This is a genomic window from Parabacteroides vesiculifaciens (assembly GCF_049860805.1).
Taxonomy (GTDB): Bacteria; Bacteroidota; Bacteroidia; order Bacteroidales; family Tannerellaceae; genus Parabacteroides.
Map to the genome: position 1 here is coordinate 3865142 of NZ_CP187555.1, position 24586 is coordinate 3889727.

At 43.4% G+C, this 24586-nt stretch carries 20 protein-coding genes; 19 read left to right on the plus strand and 1 reads right to left on the minus strand.

Annotated features, from left to right (window positions below):
- Nucleotides 1-9 precede the first annotated feature (9 nt).
- The 12 genes from ACPYIV_RS15505 to ACPYIV_RS15560 all read left to right on the plus strand — a co-directional run bounded on the left by ACPYIV_RS15505 (nucleotide 10) and on the right by ACPYIV_RS15560 (nucleotide 14834).
- Entirely contained in the window at nucleotides 10-1650 is a 1641-nt protein-coding gene (locus tag ACPYIV_RS15505) for a RagB/SusD family nutrient uptake outer membrane protein (RefSeq protein WP_425883897.1), read from the plus strand.
- A gap of 9 nt (nucleotides 1651-1659) precedes the next feature.
- A complete protein-coding gene (locus tag ACPYIV_RS15510; RefSeq protein ID WP_425883899.1) occupies nucleotides 1660-3000 on the plus strand; it encodes a Gfo/Idh/MocA family protein in 1341 nt (446 codons plus the stop codon).
- Between the two features lie 75 nt (nucleotides 3001-3075).
- A complete protein-coding gene (locus tag ACPYIV_RS15515; RefSeq protein ID WP_425883901.1) occupies nucleotides 3076-4359 on the plus strand; it encodes a sugar MFS transporter in 1284 nt (427 codons plus the stop codon).
- Nucleotides 4360-4391: 32 nt separating this feature from the next.
- A complete protein-coding gene (locus ACPYIV_RS15520; protein WP_425883903.1) occupies nucleotides 4392-5162 on the plus strand; it encodes a glucosamine-6-phosphate deaminase in 771 nt (256 codons plus the stop codon).
- A 13-nt stretch (nucleotides 5163-5175) separates the two neighbouring features.
- Nucleotides 5176-6183: a Gfo/Idh/MocA family protein gene (locus tag ACPYIV_RS15525; RefSeq protein WP_425883905.1), complete on the plus strand. Its 1008-nt coding sequence runs from the start codon at nucleotides 5176-5178 to the stop codon at nucleotides 6181-6183.
- Nucleotides 6184-6211: 28 nt separating this feature from the next.
- Nucleotides 6212-7570: a Gfo/Idh/MocA family protein gene (locus tag ACPYIV_RS15530; protein WP_425883907.1), complete on the plus strand. Its 1359-nt coding sequence runs from the start codon at nucleotides 6212-6214 to the stop codon at nucleotides 7568-7570.
- A gap of 222 nt (nucleotides 7571-7792) precedes the next feature.
- Nucleotides 7793-8605 carry an alpha/beta hydrolase gene (locus tag ACPYIV_RS15535; protein WP_293732852.1) on the plus strand — a complete coding sequence of 271 codons (813 nt, stop codon included), beginning with the start codon at nucleotides 7793-7795 and terminating at the stop codon, nucleotides 8603-8605.
- Nucleotides 8606-8618: 13 nt separating this feature from the next.
- The gene (locus ACPYIV_RS15540; RefSeq protein ID WP_425883910.1) at nucleotides 8619-10394 is read left to right on the plus strand and encodes a hypothetical protein; all 1776 of its coding nucleotides are present in this window, start codon (nucleotides 8619-8621) and stop codon (nucleotides 10392-10394) included.
- Nucleotides 10395-10420: 26 nt separating this feature from the next.
- Nucleotides 10421-11305 (plus strand): hydroxypyruvate isomerase family protein, encoded by an 885-nt coding sequence (locus tag ACPYIV_RS15545; protein ID WP_293732850.1) that lies wholly within the window; start codon nucleotides 10421-10423, stop codon nucleotides 11303-11305.
- A 10-nt stretch (nucleotides 11306-11315) separates the two neighbouring features.
- Nucleotides 11316-12446, plus strand: coding sequence for a glycoside hydrolase family 43 protein (locus ACPYIV_RS15550; RefSeq protein WP_301703828.1), 1131 nt, complete (start codon nucleotides 11316-11318; stop codon nucleotides 12444-12446).
- Nucleotides 12447-12553: 107 nt separating this feature from the next.
- Entirely contained in the window at nucleotides 12554-13453 is a 900-nt protein-coding gene (locus ACPYIV_RS15555; RefSeq protein ID WP_293732848.1) for a YitT family protein, read from the plus strand.
- 526 nt (nucleotides 13454-13979) lie between these two features.
- The gene (locus ACPYIV_RS15560) at nucleotides 13980-14834 is read left to right on the plus strand and encodes an META domain-containing protein (protein WP_425883913.1); all 855 of its coding nucleotides are present in this window, start codon (nucleotides 13980-13982) and stop codon (nucleotides 14832-14834) included.
- 756 nt (nucleotides 14835-15590) lie between these two features.
- Here ACPYIV_RS15560 and ACPYIV_RS15565 read toward each other — a convergent pair.
- The gene (locus tag ACPYIV_RS15565; protein ID WP_425883915.1) at nucleotides 15591-18407 is read right to left on the minus strand and encodes a M16 family metallopeptidase; all 2817 of its coding nucleotides are present in this window, start codon (nucleotides 18405-18407) and stop codon (nucleotides 15591-15593) included.
- 302 nt (nucleotides 18408-18709) lie between these two features.
- On the opposite strand from ACPYIV_RS15565, the gene ACPYIV_RS15570 reads away from it, so the two are divergent.
- From ACPYIV_RS15570 to tyrS, 7 genes are all read left to right on the plus strand, one after another.
- Entirely contained in the window at nucleotides 18710-20146 is a 1437-nt protein-coding gene (locus ACPYIV_RS15570) for a Gfo/Idh/MocA family oxidoreductase (RefSeq protein WP_293732845.1), read from the plus strand.
- A 170-nt stretch (nucleotides 20147-20316) separates the two neighbouring features.
- Complete coding sequence (locus ACPYIV_RS15575) at nucleotides 20317-21045, plus strand: DUF4271 domain-containing protein (protein ID WP_425883917.1); 729 nt, start codon at nucleotides 20317-20319, stop codon at nucleotides 21043-21045.
- A complete protein-coding gene (locus ACPYIV_RS15580; protein ID WP_293732868.1) occupies nucleotides 21042-21809 on the plus strand; it encodes a uroporphyrinogen-III synthase in 768 nt (255 codons plus the stop codon). Before ACPYIV_RS15575 ends, ACPYIV_RS15580 begins: the two co-directional genes overlap by 4 nt.
- On the plus strand, nucleotides 21799-22185 hold the full coding sequence (gene rnpA, locus ACPYIV_RS15585; RefSeq protein ID WP_293732843.1) for a ribonuclease P protein component: 387 nt from the start codon (nucleotides 21799-21801) through the stop codon (nucleotides 22183-22185). Before ACPYIV_RS15580 ends, rnpA begins: the two co-directional genes overlap by 11 nt.
- Nucleotides 22185-22406 carry a membrane protein insertion efficiency factor YidD gene (yidD, locus tag ACPYIV_RS15590; RefSeq protein WP_195280587.1) on the plus strand — a complete coding sequence of 74 codons (222 nt, stop codon included), beginning with the start codon at nucleotides 22185-22187 and terminating at the stop codon, nucleotides 22404-22406. Before rnpA ends, yidD begins: the two co-directional genes overlap by 1 nt.
- 3 nt (nucleotides 22407-22409) lie before the next feature.
- Entirely contained in the window at nucleotides 22410-23042 is a 633-nt protein-coding gene (locus ACPYIV_RS15595) for a TatD family hydrolase (RefSeq protein WP_425883919.1), read from the plus strand.
- Between the two features lie 97 nt (nucleotides 23043-23139).
- Complete coding sequence (tyrS, locus tag ACPYIV_RS15600; RefSeq protein WP_293732841.1) at nucleotides 23140-24432, plus strand: tyrosine--tRNA ligase; 1293 nt, start codon at nucleotides 23140-23142, stop codon at nucleotides 24430-24432.
- Nucleotides 24433-24586: the final 154 nt, after the last annotated feature.

Below are 24586 nucleotides of genomic sequence, written 5' to 3' on the forward strand. Positions count from 1 at the left end.
GAATGTCATATGAAAGTCTTAAGATATTTTTCAAGTATAAGTTTAGTTATTTGTAGCCTTTTGTCAGTGACCGGATGTTCTGATGACTTTTTAGATAGGCCTCCTCTTGGTTCCCTGGATAATACAACTTGGATTAATACAGAGGACGCTGGCTCCAAAATGTTGTCAATGTGTTATACTCCGATGTTATCTAATGCAGAATATCAGATGTTTAAATTTGAATTCTTTGACTGTATTACAGATGATATGCATAAAGGTGGATCGGATGCTGCAGATAAAATTAGAATTACAGAAATAGCGAGAGGTAATCCTCTACCATCTGCATTATTGTTAGAAAGGGTATGGAATCATAGACTACAAGTTGCAATATCGAGATGTAATGTTCTGTTGCAAAATATTACATTGGAAACTCCTCTTATTCAAGCTGGAGGAGCCTATGTTACAAAAGAAGAAAAGGCTCGTTGGATTGCAGAAGCTCATTTTTTGAGAGCTTTTTATTATTTTGATTTAATGATGATTTTTGCAAATGTACCCATAATAGAAGAGCCTTTAAATGTAATTGATAAAACAACTATTACAAAAGCGCCTATGCAAGAGGTCTATAATTTTATTATGAAAGATTTAGAGACTGCTTTAGCTGAGGAAAATTTACCAAGTGTCAAAGAGTTATCTACAGATGAATTTGGCAGAGTAACTCGTGAGGCTGTGTATTCATTTAGGGCAAGGGTCGCATTGTTTAATAAGGATTATGCGTTGGCAAAGTCAGACTGTAAGAAGGTTATAGATTCCGGAGCATATGAATTAGTTCCAAATTACGAAGATCTGTTTAATAGTGTGGAAAGAGGTTATATGTCTAAAGAGTGTATTTTTATGACTTATAACAGTTATAATCCTCCTTATTGTAATGGAAATCCTGCTTTGATTTATTTTGTTGGGCGTGGTGTTACTGGCGGATGGGGAGGTGAGGTCCCTACCTATGATTTGGTGAATGAATATGAGGTAAAGGATCCACGTAAAGTCCATACGATTTTGTCTCATGGAGATATTTTCCCTAAGAAAGATGGAAACGAGGAAGTACATGATTATACAGGCTATGATAATTTCACAAAATTGCAAAGCCGTAAGCATTATGTAGATCATTTTAGAAGACCTGATGCGGGACTGAAACAAACAGATTGGTCATATTATCATATAAGGTATGCAGATGTTTTATTGATGTATGCAGAGTCACTGATTGAATTAGGTGAAGATTTACAAGAAGCGGTTGATGTAATTAATAAAGTTAGAGAAAGAGCTTTTTTGACAACATCTCCTACGGATAGTTATGCAACTTACAGATCATTTAATATAGCAGAGCCCATAACAAAAGAAGAGTTTGAAAAAAATTATAAGGTTAAGATCAGCGATGACTTAAGAAAAGTTGTTCGACATGAGCGTAGAGTAGAATTGGCAGCAGAGGGTTTACGATATTATGACCTTATGCGTTGGGGTATTTTTGTGGATAAAATCAGGGATTTTTATAAGACTCCTGAAGGAATTGCCACAGAAAAAGGTTCGAATATTTCAGAAAAAACATGGCCGTATCCAATACCTCAAGCTGAAATAGACAAAGTTGGAGGGGCACTTGTTCAAAATGATAATTATAAATAGTTATATGTTATGGTAACACGGCGTAATTTTATAAAAAGAGCTGTAGTAGGATCTGCCGCATTATCTTTTGGTGGTGTTTTAGAAGGCTTTAGTGCAAAAAGCTATAATAATATTGTTGGGGCGAATGAACGTATTAAAGTTGGTGCTATAGGGGTTAACTCAAGAGGACGAGCTTTAGCTTGTAATTTTGCTAAACAAAAAAATTGTGAGATAATAAGTGTATGTGATGTTGATTCTCGTGCTTTGCAGAAATGTAAAGAGGCTGTTCTTAAGATAAAGGAAAATAAAATTGAGGAATACAGGGATTTGCGCATTATGTTAGAAAATAAGAATATTGACGCAGTCCTTATAGCGACACCTGATCATTGGCATGCACCTGCAGCGTTATTGGCAGCTAAGGCTGGAAAGCATGTATATTTGGAAAAACCTTGTAGCCATTCTCCTGAAGAAGGAGAAATATTGATTAAGGGAGCCCAAAAGTATAATCGTGTAATGCAAATGGGGAACCAGCGTCGTTCTTGGCCGAATGTGGTAGAAGCAATAGAGGAATTAAAGAATGGCATTATTGGAAATGTTTATTTCGGTAAAAGCTGGTATACGAACAATAGGCCTTCGATTGGCATAGGGAAAGAAGTTCCTGTACCTGAATGGTTGGATTGGGATCTATGGCAAGGACCGGCACCACGTGTTGCTTATAAGGATAATATCCATCCTTATAACTGGCATTGGTTCTGGAGATGGGGAACTGGGGAAGCTTTGAATAATGGAACTCATATGGTTGACATACTTCGATGGGGTATGGGATTGGAATATCCTACGATGGTGACTTCTGTAGGTGGAAGATATCGACACAAAGATGATTGGGAAACTCCTGATACCCAAGTTATAAGTTATGAATTTGGTAATGGAAAGATGATGACTTGGGAAGGGAGAAGTTGCAATAGCCAGAATATTGAAGGAAGTTCTGTCGGTGCCATGTTTTATGGAGATAATGGAAGTTTACTAATTACAGGTTCTAACGCGTATACGGTTTATGATTTGAAAAATAAAATAGTAAAGGACGTTCAAAGTAATATTGCGATTGATCCCCGTAATTTGATGAATCCTGCAGAACAGTTGGATGCATTACATATCCAGAACTTTTTTGATGCAATTAGGAAATCGGGACCGTTACATTCTGATATCGCTTCTGGACATAAAAGTACGTTGTTGGTTCAATTGGGAAATATTGCTCAGCGTGTCGGGCATTCTTTAAACATAGATAATCAGAATGGGCGTATTATGTATGATAATGAGGCCATGAAATACTGGTCTAGATCATATGAACCTGGATGGGATATGAAACTTTAATGATAACATAAATAGAAGAGAATAGTTATGCCTTTAAAAAATGCAACAGAACTTCATTCTAAACGTACTATGTATATGGCAATAGCGATTGTCGGGATGATGTTCTTTATATTCGGTTTCGTTTCATGGGTTAATGCTATTCTAATTCCCTATTTCCGAATAGCTTGTGAATTGACCAATTTTCAATCTTATCTGGTTACATTTGCATTCTATATTGCATATCTTGTAATGTCGATACCCGCTTCATTTATTTTGAAGCGGGCCGGCTTCAAGAAAGGAATTATGTATGGCTTTTTTTGTATGGCAATAGGTGCATTATTATTTGTTCCTGCAGCATTGAGTAGAGCGTATTGGATCTTTTTGGTCGGTTTATTTTCAATTGGAACAGGCTTGACCATATTGCAAGCTGCTGCAAATCCTTATATTACGATTGTGGGGCCTATAGAAAGTGCAGCTAAACGAATTAGTATAATGGGGGTTTGTAATAAGTTTGCAGGAATTATTGCTCCTTTGATATTTGCGGCTATTATATTGAAGTCAAATGATAGTATAGTGTTTGAACAATTAAATGCAGGGCTTTTTAGTGAGGAGGAAAAAAATATTGTTTTAGGTAATCTGATTCGAAGAGTAATATGGCCATATTCTATTCTGGGTATCTTTTTATTTATTATTGGTATTTTTATTCGTTATTCAGTATTACCTGAAATTAATCAAGAAGAAGAAAATAAAGAAGTTGATACGGATAAGAGGAATTTACATACATCTATCTTACAATTTCCATATTTAATAATGGGAGCTGTTGCTATGTTTCTCCATGTAGGGACACAGGTGATAGCAATAGATACCATTATAGGTTATGCAAATTCAATGAATATGGACCTATTAGAAGCTAAGGTTTTTCCGTCTTATACATTAACAGCAACTATTTGCGGATATTTTTTAGGTATTTTGCTGATTCCCAGAACTCTATCTCAGAGACGGGCCTTTCAGATATGCTGTATATTAGGTTTGATTTTTTCATTGGGAGTTGTTTTTTCTAGCATTGACTTAACTTTATTTGGTCATGAGGCGAATCTTTCTATTTGGTTTCTTGTACTCTTGGGGTTACCGAATTCTCTAATATATGCTGGTATATGGCCTTTATCCATTCGAGGGCTGGGGCGATTTACAAAAATAGGCTCTTCTTTATTGGTAATGGGTTTATGCGGAAATGCAATATTACCTTTGATATATGGACATTTTGCTGACTTATTTTCTGTTAAGCATGCCTATTGGGTATTGGTACCATGTTATTTATATTTAATATTTTTTGCTGTATATGGCTATAGAATAGAGTCTTGGTCTTTAAGAAAAAAATAATATAACATTCTAATTAAACTATAGATAAGATAATGGAATATATAAAAGATAAATTATTAATTAAGATTTTTGACAATCGTTCAGAAATGGGTGTCAATGCCGCTAAAGATGTCGCCGAATGCATTCGATCTTTATTGGATAATAAGGATTGTGTTAATATGATCTTTGCAGCTGCTCCTTCTCAGAATGATTTTTTAGAAGTGCTTCTAAAAGAAGCGGGAATAGATTGGACGCGAGTCAATGCTTTTCATATGGACGAATATATCGGTTTGGAAATGGGAGCGATACAAAGTTTCGGAACTTTTTTGAAAGAACGTATTTTTGATAAGGTCCCTTTCAAATCGGTTAACTATATCAATGGACAAGCTATTAATACATCAGACGAATGCTTGCGTTATGCAGCATTATTAGACCAATATCCTGTCGATATTGTTTGTTTGGGTATTGGTGAAAATGGACACATTGCATTTAATGATCCTCATGTAGCCCATTTTGATGATCGTGAAAAAGTCAAAATTGTCTCATTGGATGACAAATGTAGGATGCAGCAAGTTCATGACGGTTGTTTTTCGACATTGGAAAGAGTACCTGTGAGCGCATTCACTTTAACGATTCCCGCGTTAATGGCAGCTAAATATATGTTTTGTATTGTCCCTTCTAAAACAAAGAATGTTGCTGTTTTTAAAACAATTAACGGGCCAATATCGGAATCCTGTCCGGCAAGTATTCTACGAACAAAAGAAAATACAGTTTTGTATTTGGATGCGGATAGTTCTGTGTTATTGAATAAAAGTGTAAAATAAAAAATGTAATAATATGAAAGCGAAGAATTTAGTAATGATATGTCTAATATGCATTGTTCCATTTGCAATGCAGGCGCGAGAAGTTATAAAAGTTGGCATTATAGGTTTAGATACATCTCATTCTCCCGCATTTATCGGATTGCTTAATAGTGAAGATCCTAAGCCAGAACATCAAGGCTTCAGAGTTGTAGCTGCTTATCCATACGGCTCAAAAACCATAGAAAATAGCTTTAAACGTATTCCGGAATATACAGAGAAGGCTAAAAAGAATGGAGTAGAAATTGTTTCTTCTATTGCAGAATTATTGAAAAAGGTAGACTGTGTCATGTTGGAGACTAATGATGGCACCTTACATTTAGAACAGGCTATTGAAGTATTGAAAAGCAAAAAACCGATGTTTATAGATAAACCTATAGCTGCTGATCTGGTCGATGCAATAGCAATATTTAAATTGGCAGATCAATATAATGTTCCGATTTTCTCTTCTTCGGCTTTGCGTTTTGTGCCTAAAAATGTGGAGTTAAGAAATGGAAAGTATGGTAAAATATTAGGTGCGGATTGTTATTCCCCTGCCCCGAGCGAACCTTCACATCCTGATTTCTCTTGGTATGGTATTCATGGTATAGAGATTTTATATACTATTATGGGAACTGGTTGTAAAGAAGTTGTCCGTATGTCTTCGGAAGGGACAGATGTTGTGAATGGACTTTGGGCAGATGGACGAATCGGTACTTTTAGAGGGAATAGAACGGGTAAACACATTTATGGTGGTACTGCCATCTGTGATACTGGGGCAGTAATTGCCGGTGGATATGAAGGTTATGCTTGTTTATTGACTGAAATTTTGAAATTCTTTAAAACGAAGATCGTTCCTGTGAATAAGGCTGAAACTCTTGAACTTTTTACATTCATGGCTGCATCTAATGAAAGTAAAAGATTAGGTGGTAAACCTGTTTCAATGAAGTTGACATTTGAAAAAGCAGAGAAGCAAGCACTAAAAAAATTGAGTAAACTGAAATAGGAGGATATTGTCTATGTTATCTAAAATAATGTCAACAAGACGTGGTTTCTTATCTGGGGTGGCAAGTTTTGGTTTAAGTAGTACTTTTGGTACAAGCGTATTATTGAGTTCTTGTGCAGATAAGGAGAAACAAACTCCTTTGCATCCGATAAATAAATTGTATATACCGGAACTTCCAGATAAAGCAATAGATGGGAGACCGTTAAAAGCTGCTTTAGTAGGATGTGGAGGAAGAGGCATCGGAGCCGCATTTAATTTTTTAGATGCGGGCAATGACGTATCGGTTGTTGCATTGGCTGATTTGTTTCCTGATAAATTAGAGGCAGGGCGTCAACGATTAAAGCAAGGAAAAAATATTGATATTCCGGATGAGATGTGTTTTATTGGATTTGATGCATATAAAAGAGTATGTGAACTACCGATTGATCTCGTTTTAATTGTCTCTCCTAACTGTTTTCACTCGGAGCAAATGAAATATGCAGTTGAGCATGGAAAACATGTTTTTGTAGAAAAGCCGGCAGCCATTGATCCCGTTGGTTATCGTTCTTTTTTTGCTGCGGCAAAAAAAGCTGTGAATGTTGGTTTAAATATTTTGCCTGGTACTCAGTATCGCTTTGATAGGAGATTTGTTTCATCTTATCGAAAAGTACAGGAGGGATTGATTGGAAATATAGTTTCCGGATATGTCTATTATCATACTGGACGTGATCAGTATATTGTTCGGCGGCCGGAATGGACGGATATGGAATATATGATTAGGGGACATTTCAATTGGAATTGGGTAAATGGAGATCAGATCAGTAATATGTTGATACACTGGATTGATGTATTCAATTGGTTCTCGCATCTTAAACCTCTGAATGTGATAGGATATGGCTCTCGAATTCGTAAAAATATAGGAAATGTGTATGATAATTTCAGTATGCATTTCGAATACGAAAGAGGTGTAACTTTAGAAGGGATGGTTCGTAGGATAGATGGATGCGATAATGGGGCCAGTGCGATTATCCACGGTGAAAAAGGATCCTGGCATAGTAGTGATTTTTCTATCCGTGATCGGAACGGAAATATTATCTGGCAGTATGATGAAGAAGCGGCAAAAAATGAATTTAAAGTTCATGATATGTATACTCTTGAGCATATTGTATTAATCAATCATATACGTAAAGGTGAAGTTTTAAAGGTTGCAGAATCAATCGCTATGTCAGCATTGACCGCAGTGATGGCACGTGAGTCTGCTTATACGGGAAAAGTTTGTAGTTGGGATCAGATGATTGCTTCAGATTTGAACGTCCTCCCCAAAAATATGGCATTGGTTAATGTTGATTCGAAACAGTTTGAGATTCCTCTGGCGGGAGTCTCTTTTTATGATGTAAGAAAAGATTAATTAATTTAGAAAACTTTCGTTTTCTAAATTATATGAACAAAGAGAAAATAGAATATGATTGGATATAATTATTGAATTTTACAGACAACTTTTTTAATGAAAATGGTTTGTTTTTTTTGAGTATTATTTCTTTTTCCCCCACTCTATAGGTAAACTTACTTTTTTTCTTTACTTTAGCACCTGTTTTTAATAACTCAGTTACTGATTAAGAATTAATACCTTATGAAACACATTCTTTTACTTCTCTTATCGCTCTTTGCACCCGTGGTTTGGGGGCAGCAGGTGGAACAGTTCAAGCTCTGGCCGGATAAGCCGGAAGCGGGCGAGGCGGAAATTTTTGTTTATCATCCGGCGAAGAGCGGAAAAGCGGCGCCGGCGGTGCTGATTTGTCCCGGTGGCGGATATAGAGGCCTGGCGATCAACCATGAAGGGCATGATATGGCGAAATGGTACGCTTCGAACGGGTTTGTTGCAGTTGTTTTGAAATACAGGATGCCGGAAGGCGTGCATACGGTTCCGCTGAGTGATGCGGAAAAAGCGATGTCCGTTATCCGGGGCAATGCAGCCAAATGGAATCTCGATACGAATAAAGTCGGAGTGATCGGCTCGTCGGCAGGCGGACATCTGGCAGCTTCGCTCAGTACGCTTGCGGCAGATGCCAACCGGCCGGACTTTGCGATCCTCTATTATCCGGTGATCAGCTTCGATAATATGACTACACATGGCGGTTCCAAAAAGAATCTTTTAGGGAAAGATATCGACAATCAGAAGTTGATCGACCGCTATTCCTTACAGAAGCAAGTGGACGAGAAGACGCCGAAAACTTTGCTTCTGCTCAGCGATGACGATAAGTCGGTACCGCCGTTGAACTCTATCCTTTATTATACGGCACTGAATGAACACCATATCCCGGCTTCCCTCTATATGTTCCCGAATGGCGGACACGGTTGGGGATTCCGATATGACTTCACCTACTATCAGGAAGTGAAAGACCTGATACAGAAATGGCTTACCCATATACAAATCACCGATTAATCTACCTGATATCATGAAACCGATTACATTATTACTGGCCGCAGGCTCCCTGTTGCTGAGCGCACAAGGACTTTCCGCACAGACGGATAACTCCGGGAAAAAGGAATATTGGAATGCGAACACCCTATTGATCCCTTACCGGCTGCCACCTGCTCCCGCCGGATATAAGCCGACCTATATAGACCTGGACGGAGACGGTGACCCGGATATCCTGCGTACGGTGACCGCCAACGGCATTCCGGTACAATGGATCGACGACGACGATGATATGCAGTACGGTGACCTGGAAGGCGATACCGATAACGACTGCCTGATGATAGATCGTAATAAAGACGGCATCTATGGCGGTTACGGCGACCTTATCATCGATTGGGTGGGCGAAGATGCCGACGGTAACCCGGCCATGCAGGTTGTGGTCGATAATATCCCCGAAACAAACCGGATGAAGACCGGCAACGGGCATTATATGTGGGTGGTAGATACCGACAAAGACGACGTGTTCAACTATATCGACTGGAATACGTTCACCCTCCGCTGCTGGATACACAACGGCTTGTCCGACTTCTACGAAGATTATAACGGGAAGAGCACTTTCATGAAGATACACAGCACGACAGAGCGCGTGAACGATGTCCGAATGAACTGGGAGAACCCATTCCTGTTCTACGATCCCGATCATGACGGGCTGACAGAAATGGCGATTCGTTTCTGCGACTCTCCGAAGATCGTGAAAGAGAACGGGCAGGCGAACTCTGTCCTTTCCGGTAATATCGACTGGGTTTCCGTTTCGATGGACACGGATAACGACAATGCGCCGGGTAACGAGTTCGACTTCGATATGACCATCCACTTTACAGGTCCCGGGTTCAACTACGAGAACCAGAAACATATCAACAAGAACCTGCGCGGACTCCCCGAAGCCGATACGTTCTTCCTCGATGCCCGTTGGCGTAAACTGCCGGAACTGTTGTACCCGGATCACGATGCTGCCTGGGATCTGACCTTCAAGGAAGGTAAATGGGATAAAGTATGGTTTACGTATGATGAAGACGACGATTGCAACCGCTGGGAACGCGTGGAACTGTATCAGCCGCTCGATCCTTTCAAAGTAGGAAAGAATCAAGGGGGTATCGATAATAACGGACAGGCCGATCCGGCAGGCGACCGGGGCGAATGGGATCAGGATAATTCCGGCCACGGGCAGTTGTATGTCAGCCCGATAGACGGCAAGATCCACCTTTACGGAGCCGAATGGGGCTGTTGGCGTGTCGACCAGAACGCCCGTTACTATCAAGGAATGGGCGGAATCTATGACGGCTACGGCCCGAAGCGCATCGAGACCGAACCGACCGTATTCCCGACCGTCAAATATACCGATACGGACAATAACGGCTTCTTCGACCTGATGGAGTTCGACCTCGATGGCGACAAGGTGTTCGAACAGCGTCTTTCCATGAAGGAACTGGGGCTGGACGACCGTTGCCAGGTGATCAATACCGCTTCCATGAAGTATGAAGATTTTGTCAACCTCGAGTCCGAAGTCTCCGACACCATGTGGAAGAATGCAGTGAAAGCGGTCGAAGTGGCAAAAGCCAAGAATCTGAATACCAAATGGTACGCACTGATGTTGCAGCCTAAATCCACCCGCGAACGCTATCATTATGGCTTCTGGTTGCAGTTCTATCTGTACAACGACCTGAAAGATTTGGCCAAGCGGACGAACGACAAGGCGTTGGCAAGCGTGATCGATAAAGCCTATTTGCAAAGCAAATGGGAGCTGATTAAATAATTTATTAACGTAAGAACAAGAATAGTATGAAAAACATTTCGAGAAGAACTGCCATCAAAACAGTATTGGCAGGAAGCGCAGCGATGGCTGTGTCAGGTATGGAAGCAGCAGCTCCCGCAAAGAAGAAGAAAGTGGAGAAACCCGAACCGCTGAAAGGCAATATCCGCCATTCCGTAAGCAAATGGTGTTTCGGCAGCTATCCGTTGGACGAATTTTGTGAGATTTGTAAAAACATCGGAATCGAATCGATCGAACTGCTCGATCCGAAAGACTGGCCTGTCGTGCAGAAACACGGTTTGACGGTAGCAATGGCACAGGGTGCAGGCTTAGGCATCGACCGGGGTTTTAACGATCCGAAGCTGCATGACGAACTGGTTGCCAGTTATGAACAAGTTATTCCGATGGTGGCCGAAGCCGGACTGACGAACCTGATTTGTTTCGCCGGCCGCCGGAACGGCGTGACCGATTTACAGGGTTGGGAAAACTGCGAGAAAGGGTTGAAACGCCTGATGCCGATAGCCGAAAAGTATAATGTCGTCCTGACGATGGAGCTTCTGAACAGTATCGGGCATAAGGATTACCTGTGCGACCATACAGTCTGGGGCGCGGAACTCTGCCGCCGTATCGGTTCGCCGAACTTCAAGTTGCTGTATGACATCTACCACATGCAGATCATGGAAGGAAACGTGATTGACCATATCCAGAAATATCACCAATATTTCTCCCATATCCATACCGGAGGCGTTCCCGGCCGTGCAGAGATCGACGAAACGCAGGAACTCTATTATCCGGCCATCATGAAAGCGATTGTGGAAACCGGCTATAAAGGTTTTGTCGGACAGGAATTTGTTCCGAAGCAGGAAGACAAGATCGCATCGCTTGAAAAATGTATCCGCATCTGCGATGTATAAACAAGTAAATATGAAACGAATTGCCATCTATCCTCTGTTGCTGCTCTTTGCATTGTGCGGATGTAAAGGAAAGACGGAGACTACACAAGTAGAGAATGTTTTTAAGCCCGGTGAAATCTGGCCGGACAATAACGGCGTGCACATCAATGCCCACGGCGGCGGCCTACTGCAACAGGACGATACCTACTATTGGTTCGGTGAGCACAAGACGGAAGGCGAAGGAGGAAATGTCGCCCAGGTCGGTGTCCATTGCTATTCTTCCCAAGACTTGTATAACTGGAAAGACGAGGGAATCGCTTTGTCTGTTTCGGACGATGAATCCAGCCCGATTGTAAAGGGCTGCATCCTGGAGCGTCCGAAGGTGATCTTCAACAAGAAGACAGGCAAGTACGTGATGTGGTTTCATCTCGAACCGAAAGGCGCCGGCTATACGGGAGCCAAGAGCGGCGTCGCTGTCAGTGACAAGGTTGCGGGACCGTATAAGCTGCTTTCCGCCAATCGTCCGAACGCCGGTTTCTGGCCGAAAAACGTCTTGGATATCCACAAAGGTAAAGTTCCTGAGGAATCGAAGAAAGGTTTTGGCGGCGGCGGTCTGCCCGGTCATCCCGATACGCTGAATCTGTTAGGACGCGATTTCGAGAGCGGACAGATGGCGCGCGATATGAACCTGTTTGTCGACGACGACGGAAAAGCCTATCATATCTATGCTTCGGAAGATAACAGCACGCTGCATATTTCCGAACTGACGGACGACTATACGGCTTGTTCCGGCAATTACGCCCGCTTCTTCGTCGGCCGCTTCATGGAAGCGCCTGCCATGTTCAAAAAAGACGGCAAATATTATCTGATCATGTCCGGTTGCACCGGCTGGGCTCCGAATCCGGGCCGTTCGGCTGTCGCTTCCTCTATCTGGGGGCCGTGGGAAGAGCTGGCCAACCCTTTTGTGGGGGCCGATTCGAAAACCTCTTTCCACTCGCAGAGCACCTACGTGCTGCCTGTTCCCGGGAAGCCCGGCCAGTTCATCTACCTGGGTGACCGCTGGACACCCAAAAACGCGATAGACGGCCGCTATATCTGGTTGCCTATCCGCTTCGAAGGCGAGCAGCCGGTCATCGAATGGAAAGATAGTTGGAGTTATTAAGAAATAAAGGAGAATTGGTAATTAAGTAATCGGTATTTAATTATCAATTCTCCATTGTCAATTGTTCATTCATTTGTACTTTTGCAGCCGCATAAAACAAACAAAGAATGAAACCAACATTATCAATGAACTCTAACCATATAATGGTCAGAGAACTAAAGGACTACCTGATGATCGCCTTAGGTATGATCTTTTACGGAATCGGATGGACTGTTTTCCTGTTGCCAAACGATTTACCTTCCGGGGCGGTTCCGGGTATTGCCTCCATTGTCTATTGGGGAACGGGATTGCCTGTACAATACACTTATTTCGCCATTAACGCTTTTCTTTTAATGCTTTCATTGAAGATCTTAGGCTGGAAGTTCAGCATGAAGACGGTGTATGCCGTCATTGTCCTGACGATTTTCCTTTCTGTGATACAACGGTTGACTTCCGGGCTTCACCTGTTGCATGATCAGCCGTTTATGGCTTGTATCCTGGGTGCTATCTTTTGTGGAAGCGGTATCGGTTTTGCCTTTACTGCGAACGGAAGTACGGGAGGAACGGATATTATTGCAGCGATTGTCAACAAATACCGGGATGTCAGCCTGGGGCGTATGATTATGTTCTGTGATATGATCATTATTGCATCCAGCTATTTTGTACTGCACGATTTGGAGAAGGTGGTTTATGGTTACGTGACCTTGTTTGTTACCGGATATATGATTGACCAGGTGATCAACAGCTCCCGCCAGTCCGTCCAATTCTTTATCATTTCCGGCAAATACGAAGAGATCGGCAGGGAGATCAATGCCTTGCACCGGGGCGTGACCGTAATCGACGGAACCGGGCTTTATACAGGGAAGCAGGTAAAGATGATGTTTGTTTTGGCAAAGAAGAGCCAGTCTAATACGATTTTCCAAATCATCAATGATATCGATCCGAAAGCCTTCGTCTCGCAGAGCGCCGTTATCGGTGTATATGGGGAAGGGTTCGATCATTTCAAAGTGAAGAAGAAATCAAATTGACATTTTATTAGCATAAACACAAATATTTAGCATAAACACAAATATTAAACTCTGCTCCCAATCCATAATTGGATCGTAATTTTCGTGTGCGTGTATATATAAGCATGGAGTTCTATATGCACTGGCATATATTTGAAACTGCACTGGCATGGAATTAAAGATACATAGGCATGGAAAAGGGGGCGGATGGTTGCCGGAGGAATGGTTTATGCGGAAATAGACTGCACCCGATTATTTCATTGATTTTGATATTATTTTTTGTTTTATCGTGATAATTAGTTATTTTTGAAAATTGTTAGCTTTAGAGCTAAATAAGAGATCAGGATATTTTTAACTATCAGTTTGCCATGTTCCCAACAAATACAAAAGAGAGTGTATGTGTTTGTACTGATGCCTTGCTTTTTTGCGAGAAATGGATTTAAATACTATAATTCGATTATAAAACAGCAATAAATGAAAGGAGTGAATCTGTTGTTGTCTCTTTGATTTTTTTATTTAGTTATTAACCTGCAAATATGATAAAACTATGGCAGATATAAGTTTTAAATTATTGATAAAGATTTCTTTGTTATTTTGTTTGACCTTCTGTATGGCTTGCGACAGCGATTCGGAAACTCCGCAAGAAAAGATTCCGATTGAAACAGAACTGCAATGGCAATTGAGTGCAATCATTGAAAATGGAGAAAAACTGGCAACTCCCGGAAATTGTATGTCCGCATATTTGATTTTTGAGGAAGGTGATAAGTTCGATGGCCGCGTCGGAGTAAATCAATTGAAAGGAACATTCAAAGCCGATCCTTCATCAGGTACGGTTTCTATGGAATATTCCTTAACTCAGGTAGCGAGCTTGGAACCTAATGTAATGGAATTCGAGAAAATGTATATGAAATTCTTCGATAAAATCACTTCATATACTTATACAAAGTCAGATAATAATCTGAAATTGTACTATGGGGATAATAGCTATTTGGAATATCAATCAAAAGAAGTCGAGAAAATAAGGGAACAACCGGCAAATGCAATTAAAACAAATCTCAATTGGAAATTGGTGAAATTCGAGGAAACCGGAGGTGAGATTACAATACCAAAGGAATTGGTAGAAGCTGCCAAAGCATATGTAATTCAGTTTAAAGATGACGGTTCATTTGATGGTTACACAAGTGCAAATGAGATAAAAGGTTCGTATACATCCAACATGGCAACAGGGAAAATCGAACTTAAACTTGAACAGCAGACCCAAGTTGCAGACATACTCTATGGGGATTTTGAAAAAATATATCTTGACAATCTTTTTAAAAGAGTATATTCTTACTCGCAATCCGATGATGGTTTGTATCTGTATTTTAACAAAAATAGTTATTTGAAATATCAAGCTAAATAAAAAACATCAGTGAAGGTTCTTATTATATACTTTCATAAACGCCCAAAAGAGACATTTGCGGTCTTTGCCTAAACTATGGATCATACCGGACAAAAGATCGGTTCGAAAAAGATATCAGTTAGTCGTTAAAAGAATAGAACCTTGATAATCATTCAGATCTTAATAACAAATGATTATTATTCCAAAATTATATCTATCTTTGTAAAGTCATTGAGCTACCAGCTTGCAGCGGCAAGTTGTCAATGACTCGTTTTTTTGAATAAAGCATTTTTAAAGGCATTATTCCGGATATAGCAAATTCCCCAAATTGCATTTTGTCCCGGGATGATAGCAACAAAATGCTCACGTCAGTTGTATATATACAGAAATGTATAACATAACGGCGTGAGTTGTTGCTTATTATCTGGACAAATGGCATGGGGATGCCTGCTATATCGGATAATTTGCAGCAGTCTCACGCTTTTTTTGTGTCCTGCCGCAGCCTTTAAAGCATAATGAATTCATAATTTTTTATATTAGTGAAAAAAACAGGTCGTATCGCAACGCATGTACGACCGTACGTTTTTCTATATACAACTGTCCGTTCGTGAGAATCTGACAGTTGTTTTTAAACAGCTTGTTTTGTTTTATGATGATAAAGGCCTCGAAAACCTACTGGCGAAAGGTTGCTCTGCATCGATCGGCTTTTTATAGCCGGAATGCAGGCAACCTTTTATTTGATATTATGCACCCCGCAATTCTTCTGGCCCCGCCATATCACGGCTCCATCACCACCTCGATCCGGTTGCCCTGTCCTAACAACTTTTTGGCAAATGCTTGGATCTTGGCAGGCGTGATGCCTTTAATCGTTTCTTCGTATGCCGTCTCGCCGTTGAACCCGCGGAAGTAATAATTGTCCAGGGTTGTCAGCCAGTAAACGTTTTCCTGCAGGTTCTCTGCATGGCGTTTCAGGATATTGTCGCGGCTCTTCTTGAAGTCTTCTTCGCGCGGGCCGGTCCGGATGATGTTATCGAGCTCTGTCCGGACGATGGTGTTCATCTTTTCCCATTTAGCCGGGTCCGTATCGAAATAGGCTTGCAGGAAGGTCTGTCCTTCCGGGAAGAAAGAAATCTGTGCCGAAGTCTGCACCCCGTATGTTCCGCCCTCGTCCTCGCGTACTTTTTCCATGTAGACCAGATCGAGAATCTGTTTCAGCATTGTGGCAGTCAGGATGTTTTCGAGGTTATAGTCCATTTTGCCGGACCAGAAGTTGACAACCGATGCTTTTGGCGTTTCCAGTGCACGTTTGAAGATATTCGTGTATTCGCCCTTGCGGATAGCCGGCACTTCTGCCGGATTGCCTTTCTCGACGCGTCCTTTGGCAGGCAGTGTCGCCAGATATTGTTCAACAAGAGGACGGATGCTGTCCGCGTCGATATTCCCGACGAACGTAAAGACAAAGCCGGAAGCGTCGGCAAACCGTTCCTTATACATCTCCATGATGCGCGGGTAGCTGATTCGCTTGAAGTCACCGGCCGTGATGCGGGCGGCACGCGGGTTATTGTCGTAAATCGCCTTTGTCAGTGTGTCGCTGAATGCTACCATCGGGTTCAGTTCCAGGTTCTTCAACTGTGCGATCATGCGGTTCTCGAATGATGTATAGGCCTCTTCGTCCATGCGTGGAGCGGTGAAATAGAGATAGGTCAGTTCGAACAACGTTTTCAGGTCGGTAGGAGCGGCATAGCCGTTTACATTCTCCGTATTCAGGCCGAGGGAAGGAGAGCATGACACTTTCTTTCCGGCCAACACTTTGTTCAGGTCGGTTGCCGGGAAATTGCCGACTCCGCCAAGCGTGATGACATCGTTGAACACTTTGAGGTTGTCGATGTCTTTCGCGCCGAACAGAGTGCTTCCGCCGGGACTGGTTGCCGTCATCAGGATTTCGTCTTTCTTGAAGTCGGTATGTTTCAACACGACCTTGATGCCGTTGTCGAGAGTCAGGACCGTCGCGCCGAACAGCGGGTCTGTCTTCATCTCCTTGATTTTTCCGGGAGCGGGCAGCCGGGGGATCAGCGGTTCGTCGGAAACCTTCTCTTCATAAGGTTCGACCGGCAGTTGCTGTGCTTCGATGAAGTCCTCCAGCAACTGTGCCTCGGTCGGGTATTTCATGTCTGCCTTGTCAGGACCGGTCAGGCCGATTACGATGTTCTTGTCGCCGATGAGGCTACGGGCGTATTGGTTGACCTGTTCGACCGGTATTTGCGGGGCGATCTGGCTGATCAACTGATATTCCGTTTCGATACCGGGGATATAGCCGCCGTCAGTAAAGTGACGGACATATTCATTTGTATAAGAGCGGTTCTTCTGTTTGTCGCGGTCGTTGAAGAGCGACTCGTATTGTTTCAGCACGTTGATACGGGCACGGTCGTATTCGGAAGCCGTGAAACCGTAGCGTTTCACCCGTTCCGTTTCCGTCACGAGCGCATCGAGCGCCTTGTCTATCTCGCCTTCCTTTACCAGGGCGGCAACCGTGAAAGCGCCTTTTGTCTTGGCTATCATGAAGTCGCCGTCCGAAGCCTGTGCGGCGACAAAGGGAGGGTTCGCCTTTTGCATCATCTCGGCAAAGCGTTCGTTCATCATCGTCTCGACCACGTTCTCCATATAATCCTTCATCAGGCCCGCAGCAGTGGCATAGAGTTCTTTCGGCATCTTGTCGTGCTTATAAAATATGGAAAGGATAATGTTAGAGGCCTCCTTGTCCGTGGCGATGGAGACAAGCGGCTTGTCATTGTCCGCCACTTCCGTATATTCCCGTTTGGCGGGATTTGCCGGAGCCGGGATATCGGCAAAGATGCGCTTTACGGCCGCTTCTACCTGGTCTACATCTATATCGCCTACAATAATAATGCCTTGCAGGTCGGGGCGATACCATTTCTTATAATACGCCCGAAGCTCGTCCGGCTTGAAGTTATCGATCACGTCGATTGTGCCGATCGGCATCCGGTGTGCATATTTATTGTCCGGAAACATCTTCGGAAGCTGCTGTTCCCAGATACGCGCCTGTGCGTCTTGCCGCGTGCGCCATTCTTCGCGGATCACGCCCCGTTCCTTTTCGATAGCCGTGTCGGCCAGCGTGATGAAGCCCGACCAGTCGTGCAGGATCAGCAGGCAAGAGTCGACAACGCTCTCGCGGGTGACCGGAGCGTTCATAATCATATAGACCGTTTCGTCGAAACTGGTATAAGCGTTGAAGTTCTCACCTCCGCGCATCCCGATGCTCTCGGTGAATTCGTCCATGCCGTGTCCAGGGAAATGCTTGGTCCCGTCGAACGCCATGTGCTCGAGGAAATGGGCCAGTCCGCGTTGGTTCTCATCTTCCAGGATCGATCCGACGTTCTGGGCGATAAAGAAATCCGCACGGTCTTTCGGCTGTGCGTTGTGGCGGATATAGTAGGTTAGCCCGTTGCTTAGCTGCCCGTATCTTACTTTCGGGTCTATGGGCAGCGGTTGCATTTCCGGTTGTTGCGCTGCCAGCCGGAGGGCGGCAAATATCCAAAGGAGGCATCCGATGGATAGAATCTGTTTGATCTTCATATCACTTTTGTTTTCTTTTTTGATAGAACAAATGTATATAGTTTTTGTTACAAAATGACACTACTACCCCATGTAAAAAGGATTAATAGGGCATATATTTGGAATTACACTTGCGGGTAATATATTTTAACACTTCTATTTGATAGCAAAAGACCAGGCTTGCTATCAGAATGGCAAACGTGCCATTCTTACTTTTTGCTTGTAAAAATCCTTGATAAAGTTTTTGTGTAAGAAAAAAATATCTACTTTTGTGAAGTTGTTATGTGCACGCAAACATTAATAATTTATCTAATATATTTACCATGAAATCTGAAGATATTTCACGTCGCTCGTTCCTGAAACGGGCAGCCGCTCTTTCTGCTGCGGCAGCAATTCCTTCTTTCTGGATTCCGTCCAAGGCTAATGCCATACCGGGCGTTCCTTTTGTCAGTGCTAACGAAAAGGTAAGAATCGCTTTTATCGGTATCGGTAACCGCGGTGGCGAGATTGCTCAGGAACTGTATAAAACCGGTTTGTGCGAAGTCGTTGCACTTTGTGATGTGGACATGGGTGCGCCCCATACTCAGAAACTTATTTCCATGTTTCCGAAAGTTCCGCGTTTCCAGGATTTCCGCAAGATGTTTGACCAGATGGCCGACAAGATCGATGCTGTGACAGTCGGTGTGCCCGATCATGCGCATTTCCCGATCACAATCGAGGCAATGGCACATGGAAAACACGTATATGTAGAGAAACCGATGGCCCGCACTTTCCAGGAAATCGAAGTGATGATGCGCGCCGAAAAGAAATTCGGTGTCGTTACACAGATGGGTAACCAGGGACATTCCGAGGCCAACTACTTCCAGTTCAAAGCCTGGAAAGAAGCCGGACTGATCAAGGACGTTACGGCTATCACGGCCCACATGAACTCTCCGCGCCGCTGGCATAACTGGAACCCGAATATCAAACACATGCCGATGGGCGAACCGGTTCCCGAAACATTGGATTGGGACACTTGGTTGGGCGTCCGTCCGTTCCACGAATACAATCACGATTACCATTTGGGACAGTGGCGTTGCTGGTACGATTTCGGTATGGGCGCACTGGGCGACTGGGGAGCGCATATTCTCGATACGGCCCACCAGTTCTTGGATATGGGATTGCCTACCGAGATCAACCCGTTGTATCTGAAAGACCATAATCCGTACTTCTTCCCGATGTCTTCACGCATTCTGTTCCGTTTCCCGGAAAGAGGCGATATGCCGTCGATCGATGTTACCTGGTATGACGGCCTGGATAATATTCCTCCTGTTCCCGAAAACTTCGGTTCTTCAGACGTAGACCCGAATATCCCGACGGTTGCCGGTGGCAAATTGCAGTTGTCCAAACTGAACCCGGGTAAGGAAATATATACGAAGACGTTGACCTTCAAGGGTGGATCGCACGGTAGCACATTGTCTGTAATTCCGGATAAGATTGCCAAGGAAATGAATCCGAAGTTGCCGGAATACCAGAAGAGCCCGTCCAACCACTACGCGAACTTCCTGCTGGCTTGCCAGGGTAAGGAAAAGACACGTTCTCCGTTCTCTATCGCAGGACCGTTGAGCCAGGTCTTCTGTCTCGGTGTGCTGGCACAGCGCATGAACCGCAAGATCGTGTTCGACCGCGACCTCAAACAGATCGTGAACGATCCGGTTATGAACCAGATGCTGGTTGGCGAAATGCCGCGTAAAGGCTGGGAACAGTATTACAATGTTTAACGTAGGGGCTGGATTTGACGACGTAGGGGAAGGTCTGCTCGCCCCCCGCTCCCATAAAGATAGTTTCTAAGATCGTTATTCATAACGGTTGTTTGTTTGAGAAGGCAAGCTTGTCGGGTAAGCTTGCCTTTCTTTTTTGATTATCTTTGCGCCTGTAATACGCAGGGAACATGAATATATTTGAAGGATATGTGGGCATTCGCTTGTGGGACGGGCAGTTGGTGGATGATGTGATCTTCTCCTTGCTGTCGGTTCTGTTTGTTGTCTTTTCTTTTGTGTTCCGGGCGAATTTCCGATTGTTTGTGAAGTTACTGAAAGATGCTTTCTTAGTGAAGGAAAGACAGAACCTGTTTGACGATGTGATAGGAAAGAGTGCTTTCTTTTTCCGTAATTTTATGACGTTCCAGGCTCTATTCCTTTCGAGCATTGCCTTGATTGCGATCGGCAGGATATACGGATTCGTGAATTATGTGGAGTGGCAGGCGGTATTGTCGGCCATCGGAACTGTCTTCCTTGTATTGTTTTTGTTCTATCAGTTTAAACAATGCTGCTATTATCTTTTGGGCAGCGTGTTTGCCGACCCTGATAAATACAAGTTATGGAAGACAAACTACAATGCTGTTATGGGGATCTGGGGCGTCTCGTTGTATGTCCCGGTGTTGTGGTTGGTGTTTGTCGGCACGTATGTAACTATACCGATAGCAATGTTTTGTATTCTTTATATTTTGTGTCGTTTTGTAATAATTTATAAGACAATACGGATATTTCACAAGAAAAGCACTGGTTTATTATATATAAGTTTGTACCTTTGCACCCAAGAAATTTTACCTCTGGTATTTTTGTACGAAGGTATGGTTTATTTGTATAACTTTATCGAGACAAGTACTCTATGGCATTGAACATCAAAAAGTTGCTGGTATCACAACCGAAGCCTGCATCCGAGAAGTCCCCGTATTTCGACATTGCAGAGAAGTATGGAGTTGAGATTGACTTCCGGCCATTCATTAAAGTAGAACCTCTTTCTTCTAAGGAGTTCAGACAGCAGAAAATTTCTGTTTTGGATCATACGGCCGTTATTTTTACAGCCCGTACGGCGATCGACCATTTCTTTCACCTGTGTGAAGAACTGCGCGTGGCCATTCCCGAGACGATGAAGTATTTCTGTATGACTGAAGCCATCGCTGTATATTTGCAAAAATATATCGTGTATAGAAAGCGTAAGATCTTTTTTGGACAGTCCGGAAAGTTGGATGATCTGATTACTGTTATCGGCAAGCATGCAAAAGAAAAATATCTTGTGCCCGTTTCGGATGTGCATAAAGATGATTTGTTAACTATGTTACAAGCAAAGAAGATCTCTTTCACGAAAGCTGTTATGTACCGCACCGTAAGTAATGAATTCTCTAAAGACGAGAAGTTCGACTATGACATGTTGGTATTTTTCAGCCCTTCGGGAATTTCCTCTCTGCTGAAGAACTTCCCGGATTTCAAACAAGAAGATATAAAGATCGGATGTTTCGGCCCGACAACAGCCAAAGCGGTGAAAGATGCCGGTTTGCGTCTGGATGTGGAAGCGCCGACTCCCGAAGCTCCGTCTATGACGGCTGCCCTCGAATTGTATCTGAAAAAAGAGATGGGTAGTAACAAAAAGAATGGTAAATAGAAGGTACACCCTTTCAAAAGAAGAGCGCCTGTCGTGGAAACGTTACATTGACCTGCTGTTTGCAGAAGGGCAATCGTTTGTGGCGTTTCCACTGCGGGTCGTTTATTTGCCGGTGGAGGAGGAGAACTTGGCTCCCGTTTCCATTATGGTAAGTGTTCCTAAAAAGAAATTCAGACGCGCCGTAAAACGGAACCTGATCAAACGCCAGGTCCGCGAGGCCTACCGGGTGCGCAAATATGACCTGATCGATCCGCTGACGGAAAAGAACAAGCGCATGCTGGTCGCTTTCCTCTATCTCGACAAGGAGATCCATCCTTTTTCCGATATGGAGAAAGCCATGACAAAAGCATTGAACGTACTCCGCAACAAAGCATGATAAAGCGTTTTTTTACTTCCTTACTATTGTTGCCGGTCTATTTCTATAAATATTGCATCTCTCCCATGACCCCGGCATCGTGCAGGTACACGCCTACTTGTTCCGAATATGCTGTGCAAGCTCTCAAAAAACATGGTCCTATAAAAGGGTTGTATTTAGCTGTCAAACGTATTCTCCGCTGTCATCCTTGGGGAGGGAGTGGGTATGATCCTGTTCCGTAAAATATGGTTTATTACGATATACATACCCACCATTTGCCCGTCCATCCGGAAGACATAGCCATAGTTAACTGTCTTGCTTCCCCGTCAAACGCGGGAACGGGACTGTTCCATTCTGTCGGCATTCATCCCTGGTATATACATAATGAAGAAGAACAACTTGCCGAACTTAAACGGCAGGCAATGCTTCCGGGCGTGGTTGCAATCGGCGAGACCGGTCTCGATAAACTGGCGGAAGCATCGTTAGAACGTCAGCAGGAAATCTTCAAAGCGTCGGCAGCTTTTGCCGAAAACCTCGGCATCTTTTTAATCATACACTGCGTGAAAGCCTGGGACGAACTGATCGCGCTGAAAAAGGAACTTAAACCCCGTATGCCCTGGGTGATCCACGGCTTTCGTGGCAATGCTGCATTGGCCAAACAACTGATCCGGCAAGGTTTTTACCTTTCTTTTGGCGAGCATTTCAATTCCGAAGCTTTGCGCGAAGCATGGCCTGATTATTTATTTGCCGAAACCGACGATCGGAAAATCGACATCCGTACTGTCTATCAAAACCTTTCAACCTCCCTGAATCTCCCATTGGAATCCTTTGCCGCACAGGTTGTCACGAATGTTCAAAGCACTCTCCATTTGCCTTAAATCACTGTTATACCCTAATTTTCAATTTTCAATTCTCCATTTTCAATTATAAAGTCGTACCTTTGCCGCCATTCAATTAATACTATAATCTAAAACGATGAATTTTGTTGAAGAATTAACATGGAGGGGCATGATCGCTGATATGATGCCCGGAACAGAAGAACAGTTACAAAAAGAGATGACTTCTGCTTATGTAGGTATTGACCCGACGGCTGACTCGTTACATATCGGTCACCTGGTATCGGTTATGATGCTGAAACATCTCCAACGTGCAGGACACCGTCCTATTGCTCTGGTCGGCGGAGCTACCGGCATGATCGGAGACCCTTCAATGAAGTCGGCAGAACGTAACCTGCTCGATGAAGCGACGCTTCGTCATAACCAGGATAGCATCAAGAAGCAGTTGTCCAAGTTTCTGGACTTCGATTCGGACGCGCCTAATGCTGCTAAGTTGGTAAACAATTACGATTGGATGAAGGATTATTCTTTCCTGAATTTTATCCGTGATATCGGCAAGCATATCACCGTTAACTATATGATGGCTAAAGAATCCGTTAAAAAACGCCTGAGCCGCGAATCATCCGTCGGCATGTCGTTTACGGAATTCTCTTACCAGCTGCTCCAGGGATACGATTATATGTATCTGTATGAGCACGAAGGTTGCCGCCTGCAGATGGGAGGAACCGACCAATGGGGTAACATCACGACCGGTACGGAACTGATCCGCCGCAAGTTGGGTGGTGAGGCTTTCGCTTTGACCTGCCCGCTGATTACGAAGGCCGACGGAGGTAAGTTCGGCAAGACCGAGTCCGGTAACGTCTGGTTGGATCGCCGTTATACATCTCCCTACAAATTCTACCAGTTCTGGCTGAACGTGAGCGATGACGATGCTGCCAAATATATCAAGATCTTTACCGATCTGCCCAAGGATGAAATCGAGGCCTTGATAAAGGAACAGGAAGAAGCGCCGCATCTCCGTCCGTTGCAGAAACGCCTGGCAAAGGAAGTGACGGTTATGGTTCATTCACAGGAAGATTACGATGCAGCTGTCGAGGCTTCTAACATTCTGTTCGGTAACTCTACGTCAGAAGCTTTGAAGCATCTCGACGAGCAGACCTTGTTGGACGTGTTCAACGGTGTTCCCCAGTTCGAAGTTTCCCGCGAGGATCTGAGCGCCGGTGTCAAGGCTATCGACCTGTTCACTGAAAAAGCCGCTATTTTCCCGTCAAAAGGCGAAATGCGCAAGCTGGTTCAGAGCGGCGGTGTCAGTGTAAATAAGGAAAAACTGGCGGATCAGGACATGGTTATCGACTGTTCTTCCCTACTGGATGAGAAATATTTGCTGGTTCAGAGAGGTAAGAAGAACTACTATTTGCTGATCGCAAAATAAGAATTTCGTACAAAAATGCTTGCATGGTAAGATTTTATTCTTACCTTTGCATCGCTTTAGATAAAGCGCCGGATTGTCTCATGGTGTAATGGTAGCACTACAGTTTTTGGTTCTGTCTGTCGAGGTTCGAATCCCCGTGAGACAACTCACAGAA